The following is a 23852-nucleotide window of genomic DNA, read 5'->3' as shown; positions in this document are numbered from 1 at the left end:
TTCCTTTGCCAGAGCAGGGTTTTGTCATCGTCGGCGCGGGCCTGGCCGGCGCCAAGGCCGCTGAGGCACTGCGGACCCAGGGGTTCGCCGGACGGGTGACGCTCATCGGCGACGAACCCGACCGGCCCTACGAGCGCCCGCCGCTGTCCAAGGACTTCCTCGCCGGCAAGGCCGAGCGCGACAGCGTGTTCGTGCACGAGGAGGGCTGGTACGCCGAGCACGACGTCGACCTGCGCCTGGGCGCCACGGCCACCGCCATCGACCGCGACAACCACGTGGTCCGCCTCGAGGGCGGCGAGACCGTGGGCTACGACAAACTCCTGCTGGCCACCGGCTCGAGTCCACGGCACCTGCCGATCCCGGGCGCCGACGCCGAGGGCGTGCACTACCTGCGCCGCCTCGCCGACTCCGCGAAGCTCAAGGAGACGCTCACCGCCGGCACGCGCCTGGCCGTGATCGGCGCGGGCTGGATCGGCCTTGAGGTCGCGGCCGCCGCGCGCGAGGCCGGGGCCGAGGTGACCGTGCTGGAGGTCGCGGAGCTGCCGCTGCTGGCCGTGCTGGGCCGCGAGGTCGCCACCGTCTTCGCCGACCTGCACCGCGCCCGCGGCGTCGATCTGCGCCTCGGCGTGCAGGTCGAGGCCATCACCACCGACGGCGGCAAGGCCACGGGCGTCCGTCTCGACGACGGCACCGAGGTCGCCGCCGACGCCGTGCTCGTCGCGGTCGGCGCCGCGCCCAACGTCGAGCTCGCGCAGGCCGCGGGCCTGGCCGTGGACAACGGCGTGGTGGTCGACTCGTCCCTGCGCACCACCGACCCAGACGTCTTCGCCGCCGGCGACATCGCCTCCGCGCTGCACCCGCTGCTCGGCAAGCACGTGCGCGTGGAGCACTGGGCCAACGCCCTCAACCAGCCCGCCGTCGCCGCCGCCGCGATGGCCGGCCAGGACGCCACCTACGACGAGCTCCCGTACTTCTACACAGACCAATACGACCTGGGCATGGAGTACCACGGCCACGTCGACCCGGGCGCCTACGACCGCGTCGTCTTCCGCGGCGACGTCGAGGCGCGCGAGTTCATCGCCTTCTGGCTCCGCGACGGCCACGTGCTGGCCGGCATGAACGTCAACGTCTGGGACGTCGGCGACCAGCTCAAGGCCCTCATCCGCGCCGAAGGCCCGATCGACGCCGACCGGCTCGCCGACCCGAACGCGCCGCTCGAACCCTGATCTACCGGTCCGCCGCGGCCCACGCCCGGTAGGTGTGGTCGAGGAACCGCTCCACGCCCCGGACCACGTGGGCGCTGCGGATCGAGGGGAAGATGTCGAACGCGTGCTGCGCGCCCGCGAGTTCGGCGTAGGCGACGGGTTGCTTGGACGTCGCGCGCAACCGCGCGACGAACTCGCGGGCCTCCTCGACGGGCACGAGCGAGTCGTTGCGGCCGTGGATCACGAAGAACGGCGGCGCCGAGTCGGAGACGCGGTCGAGCGGGGAGGCGGCCACGTAGTCGTCGAGGTAGGTCACCGGGTCGCGGTCGGGGGAGAAGATGCGGCGGGCCAGCAGGCTTTCGAGCCGGTGCTGGCTCTCGGCCGCGCCGCTGGTGGCCGCGATGTCGTAGACGCCGTAGTGCGGCACGCACGCCTGCACGCTGGTGTCGGCGCCGGGGAAGTCCGGTTGCAGGGCCGGGTCGTTCTGGCTCAAGGCCAGCAGCGCGGCGAGGTGCCCGCCCGCCGAACCGCCCGTCACGGCCACGAAGCCCGGATCCCCGCCGTACGAAGCGATGTTCGACCGGATCCACACCAGCGCGCGCTTCGCGGCCTCCACGTGCGCGGGCCAGCGGTGGGCGGGCGCGAGCGGGTAGTTGATCGCCACGCACACCCAGCCGCGGCGCGCGAGGTGGCGCATGAGGGGCTGGCCCTGCTCGTCCTTGGTGCCGATCGTCCAGGCGCCGCCGTGGATCTGCAGCAGCACGGGCGCGCCGGTCACCGGCTTCGCCGGCCGGAACACGTCGAGCAGGAACCGCTTGCCGCCCGGGGCGTACGGGATGTCCCGCTCGCGCACCACGTCCGGGTCGTGGCCGCCGCGGAACGGCAGCGCGAGCTGCCCCCACGGCGTCGCCAGGTCGCGGGGGCTCGGCGGGTGCGCCAGCCGCTCGGAGTAGTCCGGGCCGAGGGCCTCGGTGAGCGCCGACTCGACCTCGCCGCGGGCTTTCTGCGCAGTGGCCACGAGCGCGCCCAGCCCGGCCGCCGACAGCGCGGCCAAGGCAACCCCGGCCTTCGACGACCGCCGCCCGTGCCGCGCGATGTGCTGCGCGGTGTCCAACGCGGTGAGCGCCAGCAGCTGCGGAGCCAGCTCGTCGGTGAGCCACGCGCTGAAGAACACCGGGATCGACGTGAGGCGGTGGCGCGGCGGGCGCAGGGCCACGGCGGTGAGGCCGAGCTGCGCGGCCCGGCGAGCGAGGAAGGCCGGTTTCACCTTCCCGATGCTACCGCCGCGACCCGCCCCGTCCGCGGTTCTGAATTACCCTGACGACATGCAGCGACTGAGCGGCCTGGATGCGAGTTTCCTCTACCTGGAGACCCCCGCGCAGGTCCTGCACGTCTGCGGGCTGCTCACGCTCGACGGGTCCACCATCCCCGGCGGCTACTCGTTCGCCGAGCTGCAGCGGCGGCTGGCCGAGCGCGTCGCGCTGATTCCGGAATTCCGCCGCAAACTGCACAATCCACTCTGGAACCTCAGCCACCCGGTTTGGGTCGAGGACGAGGACTTCGACCTCGACAACCACCTGCACCGCATCGGCGTGCCGGGCCCCGGCGACGACCGCGAGCTGGCCGAGCTGTGCGCCCACATCGCCGGCCAGCAGCTCGACCGCGCGCACCCGCTGTGGCAGTTCTACGTGATCGAGGGCTTGTCCAACGGTGGCATCGCGGTACTCATCAAGATGCACCACGCGAGCATCGACGGCGTCGGCGGCGCCAGCCTGATCACCTACCTCGCGGGCCTCGAGCCGGAGGCACCGCTGCCGGAGATCCCGCGGGACAAGCAGCACAACAGCGGCCTGCCCACGCGCGTCGAGATCCTGCGCGAAAGCGTGGAAGGACTCGTGCATCGCCCGTTCGAGATGGCGAAGCTGCTGCCCGAGCTGGTGGAGCTAGTGCCCCGCTGGCTCGGCAAGACGTTGCGCGGCAAGGGGATGCCGGTCCCGTTCACCGCGCCCCGCACGTCGCTCAACGGCACGATCACCGGCCACCGCAGCGTCGCCTACGCCCAGGTCGACCTCGTCGACGTGAAGCGCGTGAAGAACGCCTTCGGCGTCACGGTCAACGACGTGGTGCTGGCACTCGTTTCCGGTGCGCTGCGGCAGTTCCTGCTCGGCCGCGGCGAGCTGCCGGAAGACCCGCTGGTGGCGACCGTGCCGGTGTCCGTGCACGAGCGCACCGAACGCGACCACGGCAGCAACAAGGTGTCCGCGTTCTTCGCCTCGCTGCCCACCCACCTGGGTGACCCGGCCGCGCGCGTGTTCTTCCTCGCCGAGGCCAACCGCCTGTCCAAGGACCACCACTACGACATCGACGCCGACATGCTCGCGGACTGGGCCCAGTTCTCCCCGGCCACGGCTTTCGGCCTCGGCGTGCGCGCCTACTCCTCGCTGCGGCTGGCCGAGCGCCACCCGGTGGTGCACAACCTGATCATCTCAAACGTGCCCGGCCCGCCGACGCCGCTCTACCTGCTCGGCGCCCGCGTCACCGGCCTGTACCCGCTCGGCCCCGTCTTCCACGGCGCCGGGCTCAACATCACCGTCTTCTCCTACGAGGGCAAGGTCGGCGTCGGCCTGCTCGGCGCCAAGGAGCTGGTGAAGGACCTGTGGCCGCTGGCCGAGGCCCTGCCCGAGGCGATGACGGAGCTGCTGAAGGCCTCGCCGGCTTAGTCGGGCATCCGTTCCGCCACCGCAGCAGATCGCGTGCTCGACGTCGATGTCCCCGCGCTCGGAAGCCCGCCAGCGCTCTTCGATCCGGGCACGGATCTCGGGATCAGCAGTCACAGCCGTACCGTCCTTGCCCTCGGGGTTCGGCGGTCAGCCTATCCGCCTCACGGTCTTCCGGCGGCGTTTCGCGGGCTGCGCTGTGGTCTTCTTCTTGGCCACGTAAGGGATGTCAGCGAACTTGAGCGTGGCCTGCAGGCTGCGCACCGCCCGGTCGAGGCGCAGCAGCGCGACCTGTGACAGCGTGAACAGCTCGTCGACGTTCCACGCGCGGCCCGCGGCGGCGAGCACGACGGTGTCCGGCGCCTCGGTCAGCACGCGTCCGTCGTCCGATGTGGACACCTTCTCGGCCAGCTGTGCCAACGCTTCCGGCTCGTCGTGCAGCGCCTCGGCGGACACGAGCGCCTGGGTGTAGACGTGGCTGGCGGCCGTCGCCCGGCCGAGCCACTTCACGTGGATCAGCTCGTTGCCCGGGCCCAGCAGGTCGCACAGCTCGAAGCGCGGGTGCAGCGGCGTGGTCGCGGTGTCGCGGTCGAGGCAGACGTACCCGTCGATCGTGGCGACCTGGCGGCAGTAGCGGTTCTCGTCGTCGGGCTCCCCGGTGGGTTTCCACGTGAGGTCCGGCCACTCGTACTTGCGCGCCAGCAGTTGCGAGACCTGCTCGCGCATCTGCTCCACGTACGTCTCGCCGATGCGGTACCAGCGGCCCTGGTGGAACACGTAGCGCGTGTGCCCGATCGTCGTCTCGAACACGAGCCACTTCGCGACCTGCACGGGTGACCCGGTCTCCTCCTCGCCGGCCTCGTCGGCGCACGTGACCACGCGCCCGGCGCGCAAGGCCTTCACCCGCTTGTCCTCGGGCAGCTGCGCGAGCCGGCCGGTGAGGTGGTCCAGCTCCAGCCGCGACTCGATGTGCAATGGCCCGCCGGAACCCAGGCCGGTGATGCGGAACGAGCCGGCGTTCTCGGCGTCGTTCACCGCGGTCGCGGGCCACGCCAGGCCGAGTGACGCGTCGGTGTCGCCGCCGAGCGCTTCGGCCAGGCGTGTCTCCAGCGTCGGGACGAGCCGGTGGTGGCGGTCGAGCGGCCGCGTCTGCGCCACGAACCGCAGCGCCGAGGACGCGTCGGGCTCGTCCACCACCGCACCGACGGCGTCGAGATCCGCGAGAAAAGCCTGTGGTTCCTTCGCAAGCGGCACGTAGAGCGAGTTGCCGACGCGGATCCGGTAGCGCTTACCCGTCACGCGCCCGTAGGTGAGGTCGGTCAGGTCCGCGGAGCCGGCCAGCCGGTTCACGAGGTCGCCGTAGGGCTCCAGTCGGAACGCGGAAAGCTCGCCACCGCCCGGGATCGAGATCTGCGTGGCGCGTGCCGAGACGTCGAGCGCGGCGCTCGACACCAGCCCGAGGTCGAACGGGTCGAGGCGGCGGATCCCGAACAGCAGCCCGAAACCCTGCTCCACGTACTCGTCGTTGAGCACCAGGTGCCCGGCGCCCCAGGACACCGCGTATGTCCAAGGTGGACGCGGCACGAGCAGCACGGCGAACGGCAGCGTGGAAGAGAGGTCGAGTTCGCTGCCGGTCAACGCGCTCGCGTGCGGAAGCCATTGCGGGATCTCGGTGTGGAAGGCGCCGGCGACCAGCCGCGCGCGCGTGCCGGAGAGGTCCACCGTCGTGTCGGTGGTGACCTGCTCGGGCTTGAGCGACACCAGCAGGTCGGACTCGGCGCCGGTGCCGTCGAGACGGAAGAGGGAGACGGGCCGGCTGGGTGCGGACGGGGCAGGCATGACCACCACCGAAGTGTGCTGACGCGTGCGAAGGTCGAGTCAGAATGCGTGATTTTCTTGTCCACCCGGTTAATCACGGAGAGCGAACGTGATGCGGAATGGTGAAGTTCACCTTACTCGGGGTTTCCCGCACTGGCGGATCGCGCAATGATAACGTGATGTGGCGCGGAGCTGGGGACGTTTACGGCATCGCGAAAGATCGGTTTCGGCCCAGCTCAGACATCCAACGGGTAATCCATTGGTGTCGTATTACCCTACCTGGAATGGCCATTTTGGGAATTCGCTCACATAACTCGAACGGCCCTGTCGAAGGGGGTTCTCCTGGGCTGTTCGAGTCTGTTTCTCCGCATTTTCGTGACCCTGCGTGACGGCGAACGCCGGACGGTGCGTGGACGAATAGGCCGCCCGGGTTTCCCGCCCGCCGGAGGACGGTTCGCGCTGCCGCGTGTGTCCGTCTACGCTGGCCTAGTCGTTTTCCGATCGGCCCGTCCTGGGGGCAGCATGATGACAGTCCCGTCGTTCGCACACGGCGACCGTCTCACCCGTCGGGACCTGGAGGCGATCACGGATGAACGCCATCGATACGAACTGGTGGACGGGACGCTTCTGGTGAGCCCCTCCCCGCGTCCGCTGCACCAAAGGGTCGTCGCGCGCCTGCTCGCGGCGCTCAGCCCGGTGTGCCCCGCGGATTGCGAGGTGCTCCCCGCACCGGTCGACGTCGTGCTCGACGAGTTCACCGTGATGATCCCTGACGTGGTGGTCGGCCGGCGGGAGACCTTCACCGAGCGCGCGCTCGTGGGCGTGCCAGTGCTCGCGGTGGAGGTCGTTTCCCCGTCCAGCCGCTACATCGACCGCCACCTCAAACCCGCCCGCCTCGCCGCGGCCGGCTGCCCGTTCTACTGGGTCATCGAGCCCAATGAGCCCACGCTCAGCTGTTTTCGCCTGGAGGGCACCGAATTCGTGCTCGACGCCGAGGCCACCGGCGACGAGACCGTGCACCTCGAGGTGCCCTACCGGATCTCCCTCAGGCCCGCGGACTTGGTTTCCAGGTACTGATCTTCACGCCGAGTCGGGTTCTTCTTCGCGCACCCGGGCGGTTTCCTCGTCGGCGATCGCCGCGTGCACCGACGTGCACGCCGCCATCAGCGCGGGCACGAACTGGTTTGCCGCGAGCACGCACGCCGTGTGCCCGGCGGGGATCTCGTACGTCGCCGCGCCCGGGATGCGCCGGGCCAGTGACCGCTGGTGCGCCGGCGCGATGAAGCCGTCGCGGCTGGTCACGACCACCGACGTCGGCACGCGCAGCGTGTGCAGCCACGGCGCGGAGTCGAAGCGGCCGATCTCGTCGAGCGCGACGGCGATGGCCCAGGGGCTCGTGGACCGGAACTCGGCGAGCGCCCACCGGTGGTCTTCCAGGCGCGCGAGCCGTTCGCGGCGCGGGTCGCCGGGGACGAGGCCGATCTTGGCCTGGTCGCGCATGAGCTGCAGCGTGCGCCCGAACAGGTCGAGCGCCACGCGCTGGCGCACGCCGCGGCGGAAGTAGCTCGCCGTCGAGCACAGGACGAGCCCGCTCACGCGCTCGCGCTGCTGGTAGGCGACCATCTGCCCGACCATGCCGCCCATCGAGTAGCCGGCGATCATGAACCGGTCGATGCCGAGCGCGTCGGCCACCGCCACGACGTCGTCGGCGCAGTCCTGCAGCGTGAACTGGTGGGAGCGAATGCCCTGCCCGTGCCAGCGCTGGTCGAACACGACCACGCGGTAGTGCGCGGAAAGCCGGTCCAGCACGGGGTACCAGGTCAGCAGGCCGGTGCAGGCCACGGAGTGCAGCAGGATGATCGCGGGCGCCTGGCGCGGGCCGACGTCGACCACCACGGTCTGGCCGCGGCCCGGCAGCGAAAGCGGCTCCGGGTCCGGCACCCCGGCCGTGGGCGGGATCGTGGCCAGCTTCCGGGTCGCCTGCCAGCCGACGTCGCCCAGCGCGCCTAGGAGAACCTGTTCCGCACCCACGTCGACTCGGCACCCCTCTTTGCTCGACGGCCTGTTCCGCTTCTGGCGTACCCGGTTGCCGAGGCCACCGGGGGTTGCCGATCCCGCCCCTTCAGGTTAAGACTAGAACGTGTTCCACTTGTGGCGGCCATCCGGAGGGAGGGACCGGCGTGGACTTCACCCCAGACGATACGCAGGCCGAGATCGCCGCGCTGACCGCAAGGGTGCTCGGCAAATCCGCCGACCCCGCCGAGCAGTGGCGCGCGCTGGCCGGCGCCGGGCTGCTCGCGCTCGCCCTGCCCGCGGACCTCGGGGGCGACGGGCTCGGGGTCGCGGAGGTCGCCGCCGTGCTGACCGAAGTCGGCCGCGCGGCCGCCGCAGTGCCCGCGTATCCCGTGCTGGCGCTGGGCGTGCTGCCCGTCGAGACGCTCGGCACGCCGCGCCAGCGCGCCCGGCTGCTGCCGCCCGTCGCGGCCGGCGACGAGGTGCTCACGGCAGCGTTGCACGAGCCGTCCGCGCCGCTCACGACCGTTCCCGGCACCGTCGCGGAGGCCGCCGACGGAGTGTGGCAGCTCACCGGCGTGAAGACGGGCGTGCCGTACGCCGCGGACGCCACGCGGATCCTCACCCCGGTCGCGCTGCCGGGTGGCACCGCCGTCGCGCTGGTCGACCCGCGCGCCGACGGCGTCGAGCTCGTCCGCACGCCCAGCTCCAGTGGCTCACCCGAGTACACCGTGCGGCTGGCCGGCGTGCGGCTCGCCGACACGGAGTTCCTGCGCGACGGCTCGCCCGGCCACGCCGTCGCCACGCTGCACCGGTTCGCGCTCGCGGGCGCGCTGGCGCTCGGCGACGGGCTGCTGGCCGGCGCGCTCGCCCTGACTTCGCGCCACGTCGCCGAACGCACGCAGTTCGGCCGTCCGCTGGCCGCGTTCCAGGCCGTGGCCCAGCAGATCGCCGACGTCTACGTGGCTGCCCGGACCGTGCACCTGGCCGCGACGTCGGCCGGGTGGCGGCTGGCGGCGGGCCTCGACGCCGACACGGAGCTCGACGTCGCCGCCTACTGGCTCACCGACCAGGCGCCCGCGGCGTTGGCGACGTGCCACCACCTGCACGGCGGCCTCGGCGTCGACCGCGAGTACCCGCTGCACCGCTACTCCTCGGCGGTGAAGGACCTCGGCCGGGCGCTCGGCGGCGCCGCGCACCGGCTGGGCCGGCTGGGGGAACGGGTGGCCGGGTGAGCACGCACATCGAGCTGACCGCCGCGCAGCAGGCGTTGCGCACCGAGCTGCGGGAGTACTTCGCGGGCCTGCTGACGCCCGAGGAACGCCGGGCACTGCTGCGGGAGCGCCACGGGCCGGTGTACCGCGAGGTCGTGCGGCGCCTGGGCCGCGACGGCAAGCTCGGCGTCGGCTGGCCGAAGCGCTACGGCGGCCAGGGGTTCGGCGAGATCGAGCAGCACCTGTTCGTGGACGAGGCCGCACGCGCCGACGTGCAGCTGCCGTCGGTGACGCTGCAGACGGTGGGCCCGACGCTGCAGGAGTTCGGTACCGAGCAACAGAAGGCGCGGTTCCTGCCGCGGATCCTCGCGGGCGAGATCCACTTCGCCATCGGCTACACCGAACCCGAGGCGGGCACGGACCTGGCTTCGCTGCGGACCCGCGCGGTCCGTGAAGGCGACGAGTACGTGGTCAACGGCCAGAAGATCTTCACCACCGGCGGCCACGACGCGGACTACATCTGGCTCGCCGTGCGGACCTCGCCGGACGCACCCAAGCACAAGGGCATCTCGATCCTCGTCGTCGACACGCGCGACCCCGGCTACTCGTGGACGCCGATCATCACCTGCGACGGCGCCCACCACGTGAACGCCACCTATTACGAGAACGTCCGCGTGCCGGCGGACCTGCTGGTGGGCCGCGAGAACGAGGGCTGGCGGCTGATCACCACGCAGCTCAACCACGAGCGCGTGATGCTCGGCCCGGCCGGGCGGATCGGCGGGCTGCACGACCGGGTGTGGGCCTGGGCCGCCGCGCGCCGCACCCCGGACGGCCTGCCGTTGCTCGACCTGCCGGACGTGCGCGCGGTGCTGGCCGAGACGTTCGCGGTGGCGCGCGTGAACGAACTGCTCAACTGGCAGGTTTCGTCGGGGACGGGCCCGGTCGCGGTGGTCGACGCGTCGGCGACGAAGGTGTTCGCCTCCGAGCGCATCCAGCGGATCGGGCGGCTGCTGGAAGAGCTGGTGGGGCGCCACGGCGACTTCGCCGACCCGGAGACGGCCGAGCTCGCCGAGTGGCTCGACGTGCTGGCCAAACGCAACCTGGTGCTGACGTTCGGCGGGGGCGTCAGCGAGATCCAGCGCGAGCTGATCGCCTCCGCCGGGCTGGGACTGCCGAGGGTGCCGCGATGACGAAGATCGAGGAAGCCGCCGCGAAGATCGCCGCCGCGGGGCCGTGCGCGCCGCGGCTCGCGCGGGATCCGGTGAACCAGGCCATGGTGAACAACTGGGTGGAGGCGATCGGGGACGCCAATCCCGTCCACGTCGATCCCGCCGTCGCGTCGGCTTCCGTCCACAAGGGACTGGTGGCGCCGCCGGCGATGGCGCAGGTGTGGACGATGGCGGGGCTGCACGTCGGGCGCGCGTACGACGACCCGATGGGCGCGATCATGGCGGTGCTCGACGAAGCCGGGTACACGTCCGTCGTCGCGACGAACTCCGACCAGACCTACGACCGCTATCTGCGGCCGGGGGAGCGGGTCGCGGCCACGACGGAGCTGCTGGACGTCGCCGGGCCGAAGCGCACGGCGTTGGGTGAGGGCTGGTTCGTGACCACGCGGACGTCGTGGACGGTGGACGGCGAGCCCGTGGCGGACATGGTGTTCCGGGTGCTGAAGTTCCGGCCGGTCCCGGCCGAACCGGCCGCGCCCGTGCTGCGGCCGGTGATCAGCCGGGACACGGAGTTCTTCTGGGCCGGTCTGTCCGACGGCGAGCTGCGCATCCAGCGGTGGGGCGACACGCTGCGGCACCCGCCGGGTCCGATGCCGCCCGACGGTTCGCTGGAGGCGACACCGGACTACGTCGTCGCGAGCGGGCGCGGCACGGTCTACAGCTACGTCGTGCACCACCACCCGCCGGTGCCGGGCAAGCGGCTGCCGTTCGTGGTGGCTCTGGTGGAGCTGGAGGAAGGCGTGCGCGTGATGGCGGAGCTGCTCGACGCGGCGCCGGACGAGGTGCGGGTCGGGCTGCCGGTGGTCGCCGCGTTCGTGCGGGTGGACGACGAGCTGACCTTGCCGGCGTGGCGGGTGGCGCGATGAGTGACGTGGTGCCGTCGTTGCGGATCGAGGCGACGACGACGTTCGTGGTCAGCACCGCGCTCGCGACCCGCGACTTCCAGGACGTGCACCACGACCGCGACGCCGCCGTCGCCCGGGGTTCGAAGGACATTTTCCTCAACATCCTCACCGACACCGGTCTCGTGCAACGGTTCGTGAGCGAGTGGGCCGGGCCCGAGGCGCTGATCCGCTCGATCAAGATCCGCCTCGGCGTGCCGTGTTACGCGGGGGACACGCTCACCTTTACCGGTCACGTTGTTTCCCGCTCCGGCGACGACGTCGAGCTCGCCGTGTCCGCCATCGGCAGCCTGGGCGAACACCTGACCGGCACGGTAACCCTCACTATGCCTGGTGGTGCGTCGTGACGTTGGCGGGCTCGGCGGCGATCGCCGGAATCGGGGCCACGGAGTTCTCGAAGGATTCGGGCCGCAGCGAACTCCGGTTGGCAGCCGAATGCGTGACGCACGCGCTGGCAGACGCCGGCCTGACGGCGTCCGAAGTGGACGGGCTGGTGTCGTTCACGATGGACGGCACCGCGGAGATCGCGCTGGCCCGCGAGCTCGGCATCCCGGAGCTCAAGTTCTTCAGCCGCATCCACTACGGCGGCGGCGCCGCGGCCGCGACCGTGCAGCAGGCCGCGATGGCCGTGGCCACCGGTGTCGCCGACGTGGTGGTGGCGTACCGGGCCTTCAACGAACGCTCCGAACAGCGCTTCGGCCGAGTGTCGGCCGCCGCGGCGACGCAGGTGAACTCGTCCGGTGTGGACAACGCGTTCCACTACCCGATGGGCATCGCGACGCCGGCCGCCACCGTCGCCATGATCGCGCGCCGCTACCTGCACGACTACGGCGCCACGAGCGAGGACTTCGGCCGCGTCGCCGTGGTGGATCGCGCGCACGCCGCGACCAACCCGGCGGCGTGGTTCCACGGCCGGCCGATCACGCTCGCCGAGCACCAGGCGTCGCGCTGGGTCGCGGAACCGCTGCACCTGCTCGACTGCTGCCAGGAGAGCGACGGCGGGGTGGCGCTGGTCGTCACGAGCGTCGAGCGCGCGCTCGACCTACGCCACGCGCCGGCCGTGGTCGCGGCGGCGGCGCAGGGGAGCGGGCCGGACCAGTACGTGATGACCAGCTACTACCGCGACGACCTCGCTGCGCTGCCCGAGATGGGCGTGGTGGGCCGGCAGCTGTGGGCGCGGTCGGGACTCGGACCGTCCGATGTGGACGTCGCGGTGCTCTACGACCACTTCACCCCGTACGTGCTGATGCAACTCGAGGAGCTCGGCTTCTGCGGCCGCGGCGAGGCGAAAGACTTCATCGCCGGCGACACCCTGACGCTGGACGGCGCGCTGCCGCTCAACCCGCACGGCGGGCAGCTCGGCGAGGCCTACATCCACGGCATGAACGGCATCGCCGAGGCCGTGCGCCAGATCCGCGGCACGGCCGTGAACCAGGTGCGCGACGCCGAGACTGTGCTGGTGACCGCGGGCACCGGCGTCCCGACTAGTGGACTGGTCTTGACTCGTCACTGAGCGCGACAAATACCCTGGCCCCGTACGGGTAGCTCTACGAGGGCGGTAACTCTTGTGGGGCAACGGCTTTCACCTCTTTGCTGGCTGGTGCTCACCCGCCGTGGAATGTCACCGTGGAGCGGAGATCAGCGACGCAGCGTGAAAGCAGGCACGACGATGTCCGGATCCACCGTCCTCGCGGGCTCGCCATGAGTGCACCGGTGCTGGTGGCGTGGTTGCTCACCGCGGTCTTCGCGGTGCTCGCGCTGCCGTGCGTGCTGCGGCTCGTGCGGCTCGACTACGCGCGCCTCGGCTCCGGCATGCGCAACGCCGACCTCGCCGAGCTGCTGCTCGTGGTGGCCATGGTGGCGATGATCTCGCCCGTCGGCGGCCCCATTCCCGCCGCTGGCTGGCAGGCGGTGTTCGTGCTCACGGCGGCCTGGTTCGGGTTCGCCTGGTGGCGCGGGCGCGGTCAGGCGCACGCGGCGCACGCTTCGGGCTGCGGCCACCACGCGCTGTCGGCGGCCGCGATGCTGTACATGGTGAGCGCGATGCCCCACGACGGCATGGTCCACGGCCCGTGGCTCACGATGTCCTCAATGGACGCCCGGCTCGCGGTGCCGCTGCTCGCCGTGCTGGGCGCGGTGTACTTCGTGGCCGACGCCGCACGGTCGGGAGTGGTCGCGGTGCGTACGCGCGGCGCGGCCGCACCCGGGCTGACCTCACGCACGGTGTGCCGCGCGGTGATGGGTGCGGGTATGGGGTACCTGCTGCTGGCTGCGGTGTAACGGACTGTTGCCGGCTCAGCCGATCCGGCGGACCTCGCCGTCGGGCGGTGGCGTGCCGAGGTCCGGCAGCTCGCGCGCCGGGTTCTCCTCGATCCACTTGCGCGTGGAGGCGACGTCACGGTCGAGGGCCTCGATCAGCTCTTCGCCGGAGTTGTACTTCTGCTGCTCACGCAGGTGCGCGCCGAGCCAGACGGTGAGCGTCTCGCCGTAGAGGTCGCCTTTGAAGTCGAGCAGGTGCGCTTCGACGAGCCGGTAGCCGTCGGCGCCGTAGTACGTGGGGCGGCGCCCGACCGACACGGCGGCGGCCACGTGCGTGCCGTCCGCGCGCTCGGCCCAGCCGGCCCAGACACCGTCGCCGACCTGCCCGCTCTGGTTGCGCAGCGCGATGTTCGCCGTGGGGAAGCCCAGCTCGCGGCCGCGCTGGTCACCCGGCTCCACCGGTCCGCGGACCACGAAGAAGGTGCCGCTGTGCTGACCGAGAGCGTGCTCGTCCGCCATCCGCCGTCCCGTCCCTGTTCCGGTGTCCTTTCCGACACCGTAATACTGGCGGTCGGCTCAGCGCGGCACGAGCACTGTGTCGGACAGCACAGGAGCGTCGTCACGCTCCGGAGCGGTCGTGGTCACCAGCAGCCGGTCGCTCTCGCGCCACACGCGCGTGCGCAGCGGTTCGCCCGGAAAGACCACGCCGGCGAACTTCGTCCCGAACGAGCGGATCCGCGTGGGATCGCCGTCGAGGAACGCGTCGGTGAGCGCCTTCGCGACCACGCCGTAGGTGCACAGGCCGTGCAGGATCGGGCGGTCGAACCCGGCGGCTTTCGCGAACGCGGGGTCGGCGTGCAGCGGGTTGCGGTCGCCGCACAGGCGGTACAAAAGCGCCTGCTGGGGCAGCGTCGGGGTGTCGAGCACGGCGTCGGGCTCGCGCTCGGGCCACGCGAGCTTGCGCGACGGCCCGCGCTCGCCACCGAACCCGCCTTCGCCGCGGGCGAAGATGCCGGAACGAGCCGTCCACAGTGGATCGCCCTGGGTGTCGGCCACCGTGGTCTCCTGCACGAGAACCGCGGCCTTGCCCTTGTCGAACACGTCGGTGATGCGGGTGCGCGCCACCGCTTCGCCGTCGACGGGGATGGGCCGGTGCAGCTCGATCTCCTGCGTGCCGTGCAGCACCTTCGCGAGGTCGATGTCCACGCCCGGGAACTTGAGCGTGGGCGGGGTGAACGTGCGCAGGTTCACCGCGACCGTGGCGAACGTCGGGATCACGCGCAGGTCCTGCTCGTAGGTGTAGCGCAGCTCGCGCTCGTCGACCGGATCGGCGCCGGCGCCCAGCGCGAGGTGGTAGAGCAGCACGTCGGACGGCGTCCAGGCGAACCGCACCTCGCCCAGGTCGGCACCGATCGCGAGCGCGGGGTCGATGGGCACGGAGTCTCCTTGGTTTTCGGCTTATTCGTAGCTGACCGACACCTCGTCCGTGACGGGCAGCGACTGGCAGGCCAGCACGATCCCGTCGGCGAGGTCTTCAGCGTCGAGCACCTCGTTGTTCAGCATCTTCACCTCACCCGACACCAGTCGGCACGCGCAAGCGCTGCACTGGCCTTCGCGGCACGAGTAGGGCGCGTCGAGGCCTTCGGCGAGCAGGTGGTCGAGCAGCTTCCGCTGTCGGGGCCAGGCGACGGTGCGGGTTTCGCCGTCGAGATCGACGGTGAGCCGGGCCGTCTCGCCGCCGTCTGCTTCGAGCTCGGGTTCGACGGAGTGCTCGAAGGGGTTCCCGGTGAGGGAGTGGAACTTCTCGACGTGGACGCGCTCACGCGGCAGGCCGAGCTCGGTCAGCGCGGTCCTGGCCGCGGCCATGAACGGCGCCGGCCCGCACACGTACGCGTCGTGGCCGCGGTAGGGCGCGGCGAGGGTTTCGAGCGTGCGCGAGGACGGCAGGCCCTGCAGGCATTCGAGCCAGTGCACGACGATGAGTCGGTCCGGGTGCTGTGTCACTAGCTCGGCGAGCTGCCGGGCGAAGATGACGGACGCTTCGTCGCGGTTGGCATACACGAGCACGACCTGACCGGTGCCGTGCCGCAGCGCCGACTTGAGGATCGACATCACCGGCGTGATCCCGCTGCCCGCCGCGAACAGCAGGAAGTCGCCGTCCAGGGAGGACGGCACGAATACCCCGGCCGGCGGCAGCACGTCGATCTCCGCGCCGACCCGCAGCTCTTCGCACACCCAGCCGGAGCCGAAGCCCGTGCGCTTCACCGTGACCTGCACCCGGCCTTCGTGCGGCGCGCTCGACAGCGAGTAGCACCGCGCGACGGACCCCGTGCGGTCGCTGGGGATCCGCAGCGTGAGGAACTGGCCCGGCGCGTAGGCGAAGGTCGCTTGATGCTCTTCCGGGATGGCGAACACGATCGAGCGCGCGTCGGCGGTCTCGACGATCACCTCCGCGACGGTCAGTGTCACGACGTCAGCCACCGCGCACCACCTCGGCCGCGCTGCCGTCGCGGGACCGGTCGGCCACGGCGAGGCTCCCGTCACGCACGGCGTCGGTGATGCTGTCGGCCAGATGCTCGCACGTGTCGAGCAACGCGGGATGCCGGCCGGCGGCCACGTGCGCGGCGAAAACGGGACAGCTGCGGGAAGCGTCGGTGGTCCACTGGATGCTCGTGTGCATGAGGCTGTTCTTCTTCACCAGCACGCACGTTCCGCAGCTGCGGCACTCGTGCGGCCGCAGTCCGGCGGTGAGGAACTCCGTGACCTCGGCCGTCACACGCCTGCCTCTTCCGCCTCCGCGCGCTGCCGCGCCAGGTTCTCCGCCACCTCCGCGGTCCAAGCCTCGTTGGCCTTGCTGGTGTTGACCTCGAACTCGAAGCGGCGCGTCATGTCCTCGGTGACGTCGTCGGCGTTCACGTAGAACTGCTCGTACCAGCGGCGCAGCTGGTAGACGGGCCCGTCTTCCTCGCACAGCAACGGGTTGTCTATGCGGGTCTTGTTCTTCCAGATCTCCACGTCCTGCAGGAACCCCACGCCGATGCCCTTCGCGAGCCGCGCGGCGATCTTGTCCGCGTGCTCGTCGGAGATCCCGGGCAGCTTCTTGACCATGATCCCCCACTGCAGCACGAACGACGTCGGCGTGACGGGGTAGTGGCAGTTGATGAGCACGTTCTCGATCTCGAAGCCCTGGAACGAGTTCACCAGGTGGTTGATCATGTACGACGGCCCGAAGTACGAGGCTTCCGAGCGCAGCAGGTTGTCCTCGCCGCCGTAGTTCGACGCCATGCCCATGTCGGGGCGGCCCTTGGTGTTGAGGAACTGCGTGGCGATGTGGCCTTCGAACACGTTCTTGAAGTACGTGGGGTAGGCGTAGTGGATGTAGAAGAAGTGCGCCATGTCCACGACGTTGTCGATGATCTCGCGGCAGTTGGCGTTCTCGATGAGGATCGAGTCCCAGGTCCAGTTGCTCCACTCGTCGCTGAACGCGCCCTCGACGCGGGGGATCACCGCGTCGTCGGGCGGCGGGTTGCCTTCGGGGTCGTGCCACACGAGCAGCTGCTTGTTCTCCTCCAGCACGCGCCAAGACCGTGTCCGCGCGCGAAGTGGAACCCGTTTGGCGTAGGGGATCGACACGCACTTGCCGGCGCCGTTCCAGCGCCAGTCGTGGAACGGGCACGCGAGCTCATTGCCCTTGACCGAGCCCTGGGTGAGGTCGCCGCCCATGTGGCGGCAGTAGCCGTCGAGCACGTTGAGCCGGCCCGACGATTCGGCGAAGACCACGAGCTTCGTGCCGAACGCTTCGATGGCGTGGGGTTTCCCGTCGCGGAAGGTGTCGGCGAGGCCGAGGCAGTGCCAGCCGCGCGCGAAGCGCGTGGGCGGCGTGCCGACGTCGATCGTGCGGACGGTCTCTCGCGGTGGTGACGTCACTGGCTGCCTCCCGTGCCGGTCCGATCTTCGGTCGCGAGCCGCTCGGCCGCAAGGTAGCCGAACACCATCGCGGGCCCGATCGTCGCGCCGGGCCCGGCGTAGGTGCGGCCCATCACGGCCGCGCTGGTGTTGCCCGCCGCGTAGAGCCCGGGGATGATCGAGCCGTCTTCGCGCAGCACGCGGGCGTGCTCGTCGGTGCGCAGCCCGCCCTTGGTGCCCAGGTCGCCGGGCACGATCTTCACCGCGTAGAACGGCGGTTTGGCCAGCGGGCCGAGGCTGGGGTTGGGGTGGTTGAGCGGGTCGCCGTAGTAGTGGTCGTAGGCGCTTCGCCCGCGGTGGAAGTCTTCGTCGACGCCGGTGCGGGCGAAGCCGTTGAAGCGTTCGACGGTGCTTCGCAGGTCTTCGGCAGGTACGTCGATGCTGGCGGCCAGCTCTTCGATCGTCGGTGCCTTCGCGACGATGCCGGCTTTGTACCAACGGCCGGGCAGGGGCTGGCGCGGGCCGATGCCGGTGAACAGGTAGCGGTCCTTGTAGCGCTGGTCGAACACGAGCCACGTGGGGATGTGCTCGGCGGGGCCGTCGCCTTCGCCGTACATCGCGTGGACGGCTTCGACGTAGGGCGCGGACTCGTTGACGAACCGGGCACCTCGCGCGTTGACCATGAGGGAGCCGGGCCGCGACCGCTCGGCAAGGGCGAACCACGGGCCGCCGGTGAGCGGGATCGACGGGCCCCACCACGCGTCGTTCATGAGGTCGGTGGCCGCGCCGAGCTTCAGGCCGGCCGTGATGCCGTCGCCGGTGTTGGCGGCGGCGCCCACGGTCCACTCGGTGCCGATCGGGGCGCGCTGGTACTTGGTGCGCATCTCCTCGTTGTGCTCGAAGCCGCCGCACGCGAGCAGCACGCCGAGGCGGGCGTGGAAGACGGTGCCGGTGGTTCGGACGCCGGTGACGCGGCCGTTTTCGGTGGTCAGCTCGACGAGCGGGGTGTCGAGAAGGACGTCGACGCCGGCACGCCTGAGCCCCAGGAAAAGCCCGGCCGCAAGCGCTTGCCCCATGGCGATCGGCTCCTGCCCGCGGAGCCTCCCCTCGAGCCAGCGCGCGCCGAGCTTGGCAACGCGGGCGAGGCCGCGGGGGTGGCGGGCGAGCAGGCTCAGCCAGCGGTAGTCCGACTGGGTGATCGGGACGCCGAGCGGCGGCGCGCTGTACGGCGGCTCCAGGTGAGCCAGGTCGTCGCCCAGGAGCTTCGCGTCGAGCGGCTTCGGTTCGACGGAGCGGCCCGCGGCGCGTCCGCCGGGGGCTTCGGGGTGGTAGTCGCTGTAGCCCGGCACCCAGCGGAACTCGAGTGGGGTGTGCCGCGTGATGAGCTCCAGGACCTCGGGCCCGTGCGCCAGGAACGCCTCGCGGTTGGCCTCGGGCACGACGTCGCCGACGATCGCGGCCAGGTACTCGCGGGCTTTGTCCGGGGTGTCGTCGATGCCGGCTGCCTTGAGCGCGTGGTTGCCGGGGAGCCAGACGCCGCCGCCTGACCGGGCCGTCGACCCGCCGAAGCAGGCCGCCTTCTCCAGCACGACCACGCTGAGGCCCCGGCGGGCGGCGGCGAGCGCGGCGGTCATCCCGGCGGCGCCGCTGCCGGCGACCACCACGTCGTACTCGTTCGCCATGCCACCTCACATGTAACGTGTTATCGCGAGTTCCTGGCCTGTTCGGAGCAGCTTCTGTCACCATAGACGAGAACGTGTTCCAGTTCTAGGGTGGCCGACATGGACGAGCTCGTGGCAGACGTCGTCGTGATCGGAGCCGGCGCGGCCGGCGCGTGCGCGGCCATCGAGGCCGCCGACGCGGGGGCCGAGGTGCTGCTCCTCGACCGGTTTTGGGGTGGTGGCGCGAGCCGGGTGAGCGGCGGCGTGGTCTACGCCGGCGGCGGCACTTCGCAGCAGCTCGACGCCGGGATTTCCGACAGCGTCGACGCGATGTTCGAGTACCTCCGGCTGGAGACCGACGGGGTCGTGTCGTCGCGGACGTTGCGGCGGTTCTGCGAGACGAGCCCGGAGATGATCCGGTGGCTCGAGGGGCTGGGGGTGCCGTTCGAGGGGAGTTTGTGCCCGTACAAGACGTCGTATCCCAGCAACGCGCATTATCTGTACTACTCCGGGAGTGAGGCGTCGGGCGGGTTCCGGGACGCGGCCGCGCCGGCACCGCGCGGGCATCGCGTGAAGGGGCCGGGGACGTCGGGGAAGCTACTGATGGTGCGGTTGCTCGCGGCGGCGCGGGAGCGTGGGGTGCGGGTGGTGCCGCAGACCCGGGCGCGGAGTCTCGTCGTGGACGCTTCTGGTGCGGTCACGGGGGTTGTCGCGGACAGCTTGGCTCCTTCTTGGGCGCGGCGGCGGCATGCGGTGCTGGCTTCGTACGCCGCGAAGCCGGGGATTTATGTGCCACCGTTTCGACGCTCGTTGCACCGGCGCGTGGAGCGGCTGGAAGAGCGGTGTTCGCGTGAGGTGCGGATCGTGGCGCGCCGGGGTGTGGTGCTCGCGGCGGGCGGGTTCATCGCGAATCGTGAGCTGGTGCGGCAGCATGCACCGGCGTATCGCGGCGGGCTTGTGCTGGGAACTTCGGCCGACGACGGTTCGGGTATCGAGCTGGGCTTGTCGGTGGGCGGCCGGGTCGCGGAGATGGGCCGGATCTCGGCGTGGCGGTTCCTCGCGCCGCCGGCCGCGTTCCTCGGTGGCCTGCTCGTGGACGTCGACGGGCGGCGGATCATCGACGAATCCCGTTACGGCGCGGCGATCGGCGAGCGGATGATCTCCGCGCACGGCGGACGGGGCTGGCTGCTCGTCGACGAGCCGGTGGTTGCCGAGGCTCGGCGGGACGGGCGCAAGCAGGGGCAGTGGTTCGCGTGGATGCAGCTGCGGTACCTGCTCGGCCGCGGGCGCGTCACGGGTGCTTCCTTGGAGGAAGTCGCGCGGCGGGCCGGTGTCGACCCGGAGGGTTTGCGGGAGACGCATGCCGCGTATCGGCGAGGTCCGGATCCGCTGGGGAAGCCCGCGGAGTTCGCACGGCCGTTGGACACTCCGCCGTTTTCGCTGATCGACGTGTCGGTGAAGCCGAGCCTCGGCTACCCGTGCCCGATGCTGACGCTGGGCGGGCTCGTGGTCGACGAGGACACGGGCGAGGTGGCCGGCGTTCGCGGTCTGTACGCGGCAGGGCGGACGGCCGTGGGAATCTGTTCCAGGTCCTACGTGAGCGGTCTGTCGCTGGCCGACTGCGTGTTTTCCGGTCGCCGGGCGGGGAAGAGTAGCGCCTTGGAATCCGATCGCGTCGACAAAAACGAGAACGTGTTCTAGTCTTGGTCTCGTCGAACGAGAGGACGGCCGATGAGCGAGCTGGCTGCCGTGATCGCCGGAGTGCGTGACCTGCTTCCGGTGCTGCGGGAACGCGCGCAGGAGACCGAGGACGCGCGGCGCGTGCCGGTCGAGTCCGTCAAGGCGTTGCAGGAGACCGGGTTCTTTCGCCTGCTGCAGCCGAAGCCGTACGGTGGGCTGGAAGCCGACCCGGTCACGTTCTACACCGCGGTGAAGCTCGTGGCGAGCGCGTGCGGGTCCACGGGCTGGGTCGCGTCCATCCTCGGCGTCCACCCGTGGCACCTGGCGCTGTTCGACGCGCGGGCGCAGGAAGACGTGTGGGGCGAGGACCACGACGTGCGGATCTCGTCGTCGTACGCGCCGATGGGCAAGGCGACGGTGGTCGACGGCGGCTACCGGCTGTCGGGCCGCTGGAGCTTCTCGTCCGGCTGCGACCATTGCACGTGGGTGCTGCTGGGCGCGCCGGCGTTCGCGGACGGCGCGCCGGTGGACTTCTGCACGTACCTGCTGCCTCTGTCCGACTATTCCCTTGTGGACGTGTGGGACACGGTGGGCCTGCGGGGGACGGGGTCCAATGATGTTGTGGTGGAGGACGTCTTCGTACCAGCGCACCGCGCACTGTCCTTTGTGGCCACGTCGAAGTGCCGCACGCCAGGCCAGGAGGTGAACCCGGGGCCGTTGTACAAGCTGCCCTACGGTTCGGTGCACCCGAGCACGATCACCGCACCGATCATCGGCATGGCGCAGGGCGCGTACGACGCGCACGTGGAGCACCAGGGACGTCGCGTGCGGGCGGCGTACGCGGGGGAGAAGGCGCAGGACGATCCGTTCGCCAAGATCCGCATCGCCGAGGCCGCCAGCGAGATCGACGCCGCGTGGCTGCAGCTCACGCACAACATCGACGAGCTGTACCAGCTGGCGCGTCGCGGCGAGAAGCTGCCGTTCTCCACGCGGCTGCGCGTGCGGCGCGACCAGGTCCGCGGCACCGAACGCGCGATCTCCGCGATCGACCGCCTTTTCGAGAACTCCGGCGGCCGCGCGCTGCAACGTGGCACCCCGATCCAGCGTTTCTGGCGCGACGCACACGCCGGCCGCGTCCACGCCGCCAACGACGCCGAGCGCGCGTACGTCATGTTCGGCACCGGCGCCTTCGGGCTGCCCGTCGAGAATGCGATGGTGTGATGGGCTCTGTTGTAACCGTCCCGAGTGGACTGTCGCTGCACTACCACGAAGCCGGCTCCGAGCACTCCGAAGCCGTGATCCTCCTCCACGGCGGCGGCCCGGGCGCCTCGGCGTGGTCCAACTTCGGACGCACCCTGCCTGAGTTCGGCAAGGTGTATCGCACGCTGGCCGTCGACCAGCCGGGTTTCGGGCAGTCGTCGAAGCCCACCGAGCACCCCCACTACTTCCGCCACAGCGCCGACGCCATCGTCGGCCTCATGGACACGCTCGGTATCTCGCGCGCCCACTTCGTCGGCAATTCCTTGGGCGCGGGCGCCGCCGTACGCCTGGCCCTGGACCACCCTTCGCGCGCCGGCCGCCTGGTTCTGATGGGCGCGGGCGGCCTGAGCGTGAACCTCTTCGCGCCCGACCCCACGGAGGGCGTGCGCCTGCTGGGCCGCTTCGCCGCTTCCCCCACGCGCGACCGCATGGCCGCGTTCCTGCGCATCATGGTCCACGACCAGTCCCTGATCACAGACGAGCTGATCGACGACCGCTTCGCCGCCGCTTCTTCACCGGAATCCCTGGCCGCCATGCGCTCGTTGGGTCAGTCGTTCGCATCGTCTGTCGAGGACGGCCTCCTCTGGCGCGACGCATACCGCTTACGCCAACGCGTCCTGCTCGTCTGGGGCCGCGAAGACCGCGTAAACCCTCTGGACGGCGCCCTCCTCGCCCTGAAAACCATTCCGCGCGCCCAGCTCCACGTCTTCGGCGGCTGCGGGCACTGGGCCCAGCTCGAAAAGTTCGACGAGTTCAACCGCCTCACCCTCGACTTCCTGGGGAGCCCGTGATGGCGACCGATTCCCTGAGCCGCCTCCGCCTCGCCGCCGGTTTCCGTGGGACGCGTGACGGTGATTCGTCCACTGGCACACCTCGGCGTCGCCTTCGGCTTTCTGTGGAGCAAGTGATCGCGATGAGTTCGTTGCGCTACATCCGCTTGGCCGTCGACCTTCCCGGGCGTGCGTAATGGCCATCAGCTCCCTGGGCTACCTCCGCGTCGAAGCAACCGACGTCCCCGCCTGGCGCGTCTATGCGTTGAAGGTCCTGGGCTTGGTCGAAGGCACCGGCCCCAACCCCGACGCGTTGTATCTGCGCATGGACGACTTCCCCGCCCGCCTCGTCATCGTCCCGGGCCCCACCGACCGCCTCGCACAAGTCGGCTGGGAAGCCGCCAACGCCGAGGAACTCGACGACATCCGCACCCGCCTGGCCGCCGCTTCCGTGCCCTACAAGGAAGGCACGCCCGACGAACTGGCCGACCGCCGCGTCGCCGAACTGATCACCTTCGCCGACCCCTCCGGCACCACGCTGGAAGTCTTCCACGGCGTCGCTCTCCAACACCGCCGTGTCGTCAGCCCCTACGGCCACCACTTCGTCACCGGCTCCCAAGGCCTGGGCCACGTCGTCCTGTCCACCCACGACGACGCCGCCGCGCTCGCCTTCTACCGCGACATCCTCGGCTTCCGCCTCCGCGATTCCATGCGCCTGCCACCCCAGCTGGTCGGCCGCCCCGCCGACGGCCCACCCGCGTGGCTGCGCTTCTTCGGCTGCAACCCCCGCCACCACAGCCTCGCGTTCCTCCCGATGCCCACCCCCAGCGGCATCGTCCACCTCATGCTGGAAGTCGAATCCACCGACGACGTCGGCCTCTGCCTCGACCGCGCCCACCGCCGCTCGGTGCCACTGTCGGCCACCCTCGGCCGCCACGTCAACGACCTCATGCTCTCCTTCTACATGAAAACCCCCGGCGGCTTCGACCTCGAATACGGCTGCGAAGGCCGCCACGTCGACGACACCACCTGGCTCGCGCGCGAAAGCACCGCGGTGTCGTTGTGGGGCCACGACTTCAGCGTCGGTTCTCGATGACGACGGCGCTTCGCAGATGTCTCGGCGCGCGCCGGCGTCGCGGTGTCGTTGTGGGGCCGCGGCTTTTGCGTCGGTTCTCGATGACGACGTTGCTTCGCAGTTGTCTCCGCGCGCCGGCGTCG

The 23852-nt window shown here is 70.9% G+C and carries 22 protein-coding genes; 13 read left to right on the top strand and 9 right to left on the bottom strand.

Features of this window, described 5'->3' with window-relative positions:
• The first annotated feature begins 5 nt into the window (after nucleotides 1–5).
• Nucleotides 6–1226 (top strand): FAD-dependent oxidoreductase, encoded by a 1221-nt coding sequence (locus AB0H62_RS45470; RefSeq protein ID WP_220238223.1) that lies wholly within the window; start codon nucleotides 6–8, stop codon nucleotides 1224–1226.
• Nucleotide 1227: 1 nt separating this feature from the next.
• Here the strand turns inward: AB0H62_RS45470 and AB0H62_RS45465 are convergent, their stop codons facing one another.
• Entirely contained in the window at nucleotides 1228–2472 is a 1245-nt protein-coding gene (locus AB0H62_RS45465; RefSeq protein ID WP_220238224.1) for an alpha/beta hydrolase, read from the bottom strand.
• Nucleotides 2473–2530: 58 nt separating this feature from the next.
• On the opposite strand from AB0H62_RS45465, the gene AB0H62_RS45460 reads away from it, so the two are divergent.
• Nucleotides 2531–3925 carry a wax ester/triacylglycerol synthase family O-acyltransferase gene (locus AB0H62_RS45460; RefSeq protein ID WP_220238225.1) on the top strand — a complete coding sequence of 465 codons (1395 nt, stop codon included), beginning with the start codon at nucleotides 2531–2533 and terminating at the stop codon, nucleotides 3923–3925.
• 147 nt (nucleotides 3926–4072) lie between these two features.
• Here the strand turns inward: AB0H62_RS45460 and AB0H62_RS45455 are convergent, their stop codons facing one another.
• Nucleotides 4073–5761 (bottom strand): TIGR04141 family sporadically distributed protein, encoded by a 1689-nt coding sequence (locus AB0H62_RS45455; RefSeq protein WP_360592382.1) that lies wholly within the window; start codon nucleotides 5759–5761, stop codon nucleotides 4073–4075.
• 504 nt (nucleotides 5762–6265) lie between these two features.
• Between AB0H62_RS45455 and AB0H62_RS45450 the strand changes: the two genes are divergently transcribed.
• Nucleotides 6266–6817 (top strand): Uma2 family endonuclease, encoded by a 552-nt coding sequence (locus AB0H62_RS45450; protein WP_360592381.1) that lies wholly within the window; start codon nucleotides 6266–6268, stop codon nucleotides 6815–6817.
• A gap of 3 nt (nucleotides 6818–6820) precedes the next feature.
• Here the strand turns inward: AB0H62_RS45450 and AB0H62_RS45445 are convergent, their stop codons facing one another.
• The gene (locus tag AB0H62_RS45445; protein ID WP_360592380.1) at nucleotides 6821–7771 is read right to left on the bottom strand and encodes an alpha/beta fold hydrolase; all 951 of its coding nucleotides are present in this window, start codon (nucleotides 7769–7771) and stop codon (nucleotides 6821–6823) included.
• A 149-nt stretch (nucleotides 7772–7920) separates the two neighbouring features.
• On the opposite strand from AB0H62_RS45445, the gene AB0H62_RS45440 reads away from it, so the two are divergent.
• The 6 genes from AB0H62_RS45440 to AB0H62_RS45415 all read left to right on the top strand — a co-directional run bounded on the left by AB0H62_RS45440 (nucleotide 7921) and on the right by AB0H62_RS45415 (nucleotide 13378).
• Entirely contained in the window at nucleotides 7921–8988 is a 1068-nt protein-coding gene (locus AB0H62_RS45440) for an acyl-CoA dehydrogenase family protein (RefSeq protein ID WP_360592379.1), read from the top strand.
• A complete protein-coding gene (locus AB0H62_RS45435) occupies nucleotides 8985–10157 on the top strand; it encodes an acyl-CoA dehydrogenase family protein (protein ID WP_360592378.1) in 1173 nt (390 codons plus the stop codon). Before AB0H62_RS45440 ends, AB0H62_RS45435 begins: the two co-directional genes overlap by 4 nt.
• Nucleotides 10154–11062, top strand: coding sequence for an OB-fold domain-containing protein (locus AB0H62_RS45430; protein ID WP_360592377.1), 909 nt, complete (start codon nucleotides 10154–10156; stop codon nucleotides 11060–11062). Before AB0H62_RS45435 ends, AB0H62_RS45430 begins: the two co-directional genes overlap by 4 nt.
• On the top strand, nucleotides 11059–11445 hold the full coding sequence (locus tag AB0H62_RS45425; RefSeq protein ID WP_220238231.1) for a MaoC family dehydratase: 387 nt from the start codon (nucleotides 11059–11061) through the stop codon (nucleotides 11443–11445). Before AB0H62_RS45430 ends, AB0H62_RS45425 begins: the two co-directional genes overlap by 4 nt.
• The gene (locus tag AB0H62_RS45420; protein ID WP_360592376.1) at nucleotides 11442–12611 is read left to right on the top strand and encodes a lipid-transfer protein; all 1170 of its coding nucleotides are present in this window, start codon (nucleotides 11442–11444) and stop codon (nucleotides 12609–12611) included. Before AB0H62_RS45425 ends, AB0H62_RS45420 begins: the two co-directional genes overlap by 4 nt.
• A 188-nt stretch (nucleotides 12612–12799) precedes the next feature.
• A complete protein-coding gene (locus AB0H62_RS45415; protein ID WP_220238233.1) occupies nucleotides 12800–13378 on the top strand; it encodes a DUF5134 domain-containing protein in 579 nt (192 codons plus the stop codon).
• A 15-nt stretch (nucleotides 13379–13393) separates the two neighbouring features.
• Here the strand turns inward: AB0H62_RS45415 and AB0H62_RS45410 are convergent, their stop codons facing one another.
• Genes AB0H62_RS45410 through kstD form a run of 6 tightly spaced genes read right to left on the bottom strand, consistent with a single transcriptional unit; the run spans nucleotide 13394 to nucleotide 18945 of the window.
• Entirely contained in the window at nucleotides 13394–13876 is a 483-nt protein-coding gene (locus AB0H62_RS45410) for a riboflavin kinase (RefSeq protein ID WP_220238234.1), read from the bottom strand.
• A 57-nt stretch (nucleotides 13877–13933) separates the two neighbouring features.
• The gene (locus AB0H62_RS45405) at nucleotides 13934–14794 is read right to left on the bottom strand and encodes a MaoC/PaaZ C-terminal domain-containing protein (protein ID WP_360592375.1); all 861 of its coding nucleotides are present in this window, start codon (nucleotides 14792–14794) and stop codon (nucleotides 13934–13936) included.
• Between the two features lie 21 nt (nucleotides 14795–14815).
• Complete coding sequence (locus AB0H62_RS45400) at nucleotides 14816–15838, bottom strand: ferredoxin--NADP reductase (protein WP_360592374.1); 1023 nt, start codon at nucleotides 15836–15838, stop codon at nucleotides 14816–14818.
• Nucleotides 15831–16133 (bottom strand): hypothetical protein, encoded by a 303-nt coding sequence (locus AB0H62_RS45395; protein ID WP_360592373.1) that lies wholly within the window; start codon nucleotides 16131–16133, stop codon nucleotides 15831–15833. The genes AB0H62_RS45400 and AB0H62_RS45395 overlap by 8 nt, the downstream gene beginning before the upstream one ends.
• Nucleotides 16130–17284: a Rieske 2Fe-2S domain-containing protein gene (locus tag AB0H62_RS45390; RefSeq protein WP_360592372.1), complete on the bottom strand. Its 1155-nt coding sequence runs from the start codon at nucleotides 17282–17284 to the stop codon at nucleotides 16130–16132. The genes AB0H62_RS45395 and AB0H62_RS45390 overlap by 4 nt, the downstream gene beginning before the upstream one ends.
• Nucleotides 17281–18945 (bottom strand): 3-oxosteroid 1-dehydrogenase, encoded by a 1665-nt coding sequence (gene kstD, locus AB0H62_RS45385; protein ID WP_360592371.1) that lies wholly within the window; start codon nucleotides 18943–18945, stop codon nucleotides 17281–17283. Before kstD ends, AB0H62_RS45390 begins: the two co-directional genes overlap by 4 nt.
• Before the next feature lie 99 nt (nucleotides 18946–19044).
• Here kstD and AB0H62_RS45380 point away from each other — a divergent pair, with 99 nt between their 5' ends.
• The 4 genes from AB0H62_RS45380 to hsaC all read left to right on the top strand — a co-directional run bounded on the left by AB0H62_RS45380 (nucleotide 19045) and on the right by hsaC (nucleotide 23730).
• Nucleotides 19045–20625: an FAD-binding protein gene (locus AB0H62_RS45380; RefSeq protein WP_360592370.1), complete on the top strand. Its 1581-nt coding sequence runs from the start codon at nucleotides 19045–19047 to the stop codon at nucleotides 20623–20625.
• Nucleotides 20626–20655: 30 nt separating this feature from the next.
• Nucleotides 20656–21825, top strand: a complete 1170-nt coding sequence (gene hsaA, locus AB0H62_RS45375; RefSeq protein ID WP_360592369.1) for a 3-hydroxy-9,10-secoandrosta-1,3,5(10)-triene-9,17-dione monooxygenase oxygenase subunit — start codon at nucleotides 20656–20658, stop codon at nucleotides 21823–21825.
• On the top strand, nucleotides 21825–22655 hold the full coding sequence (hsaD, locus tag AB0H62_RS45370; RefSeq protein WP_360592368.1) for a 4,5:9,10-diseco-3-hydroxy-5,9,17-trioxoandrosta-1(10),2-diene-4-oate hydrolase: 831 nt from the start codon (nucleotides 21825–21827) through the stop codon (nucleotides 22653–22655). The genes hsaA and hsaD overlap by 1 nt, the downstream gene beginning before the upstream one ends.
• A 175-nt stretch (nucleotides 22656–22830) precedes the next feature.
• Complete coding sequence (hsaC, locus tag AB0H62_RS45365) at nucleotides 22831–23730, top strand: iron-dependent extradiol dioxygenase HsaC (protein WP_220238243.1); 900 nt, start codon at nucleotides 22831–22833, stop codon at nucleotides 23728–23730.
• Nucleotides 23731–23852 lie beyond the last annotated feature (122 nt).

It is taken from the genome of Amycolatopsis sp. NPDC050768, from assembly GCF_040654155.1.
GTDB lineage: Bacteria > Actinomycetota > Actinomycetes > Mycobacteriales > Pseudonocardiaceae > Amycolatopsis.
Note: the sequence above shows the minus strand (reverse complement) of the source record. Positions and strands in the feature narration are given on the sequence as shown.

Excerpts from the sequence above, each read along its gene's own strand:
- AB0H62_RS45460 (WP_220238225.1), top strand. The coding sequence starts at position 2,531 with ATGCAGCGACTGAGCGGCCTGGATGCGAGTTTCCTCTACCTGGAGACC.
- AB0H62_RS45455 (WP_360592382.1), bottom strand. The coding sequence starts at position 5,761 with ATGCCTGCCCCGTCCGCACCCAGCCGGCCCGTCTCCCTCTTCCGTCTC.
- AB0H62_RS45450 (WP_360592381.1), top strand. The coding sequence starts at position 6,266 with ATGACAGTCCCGTCGTTCGCACACGGCGACCGTCTCACCCGTCGGGAC.
- AB0H62_RS45430 (WP_360592377.1), top strand. The coding sequence starts at position 10,154 with ATGACGAAGATCGAGGAAGCCGCCGCGAAGATCGCCGCCGCGGGGCCG.
- AB0H62_RS45425 (WP_220238231.1), top strand. The coding sequence starts at position 11,059 with ATGAGTGACGTGGTGCCGTCGTTGCGGATCGAGGCGACGACGACGTTC.
- AB0H62_RS45415 (WP_220238233.1), top strand. The coding sequence starts at position 12,800 with ATGAGTGCACCGGTGCTGGTGGCGTGGTTGCTCACCGCGGTCTTCGCG.
- AB0H62_RS45410 (WP_220238234.1), bottom strand. The coding sequence starts at position 13,876 with ATGGCGGACGAGCACGCTCTCGGTCAGCACAGCGGCACCTTCTTCGTG.
- kstD (WP_360592371.1), bottom strand. The coding sequence starts at position 18,945 with ATGGCGAACGAGTACGACGTGGTGGTCGCCGGCAGCGGCGCCGCCGGG.
- AB0H62_RS45380 (WP_360592370.1), top strand. The coding sequence starts at position 19,045 with ATGGACGAGCTCGTGGCAGACGTCGTCGTGATCGGAGCCGGCGCGGCC.
- hsaA (WP_360592369.1), top strand. The coding sequence starts at position 20,656 with ATGAGCGAGCTGGCTGCCGTGATCGCCGGAGTGCGTGACCTGCTTCCG.
- hsaD (WP_360592368.1), top strand. The coding sequence starts at position 21,825 with ATGGGCTCTGTTGTAACCGTCCCGAGTGGACTGTCGCTGCACTACCAC.
- hsaC (WP_220238243.1), top strand. The coding sequence starts at position 22,831 with ATGGCCATCAGCTCCCTGGGCTACCTCCGCGTCGAAGCAACCGACGTC.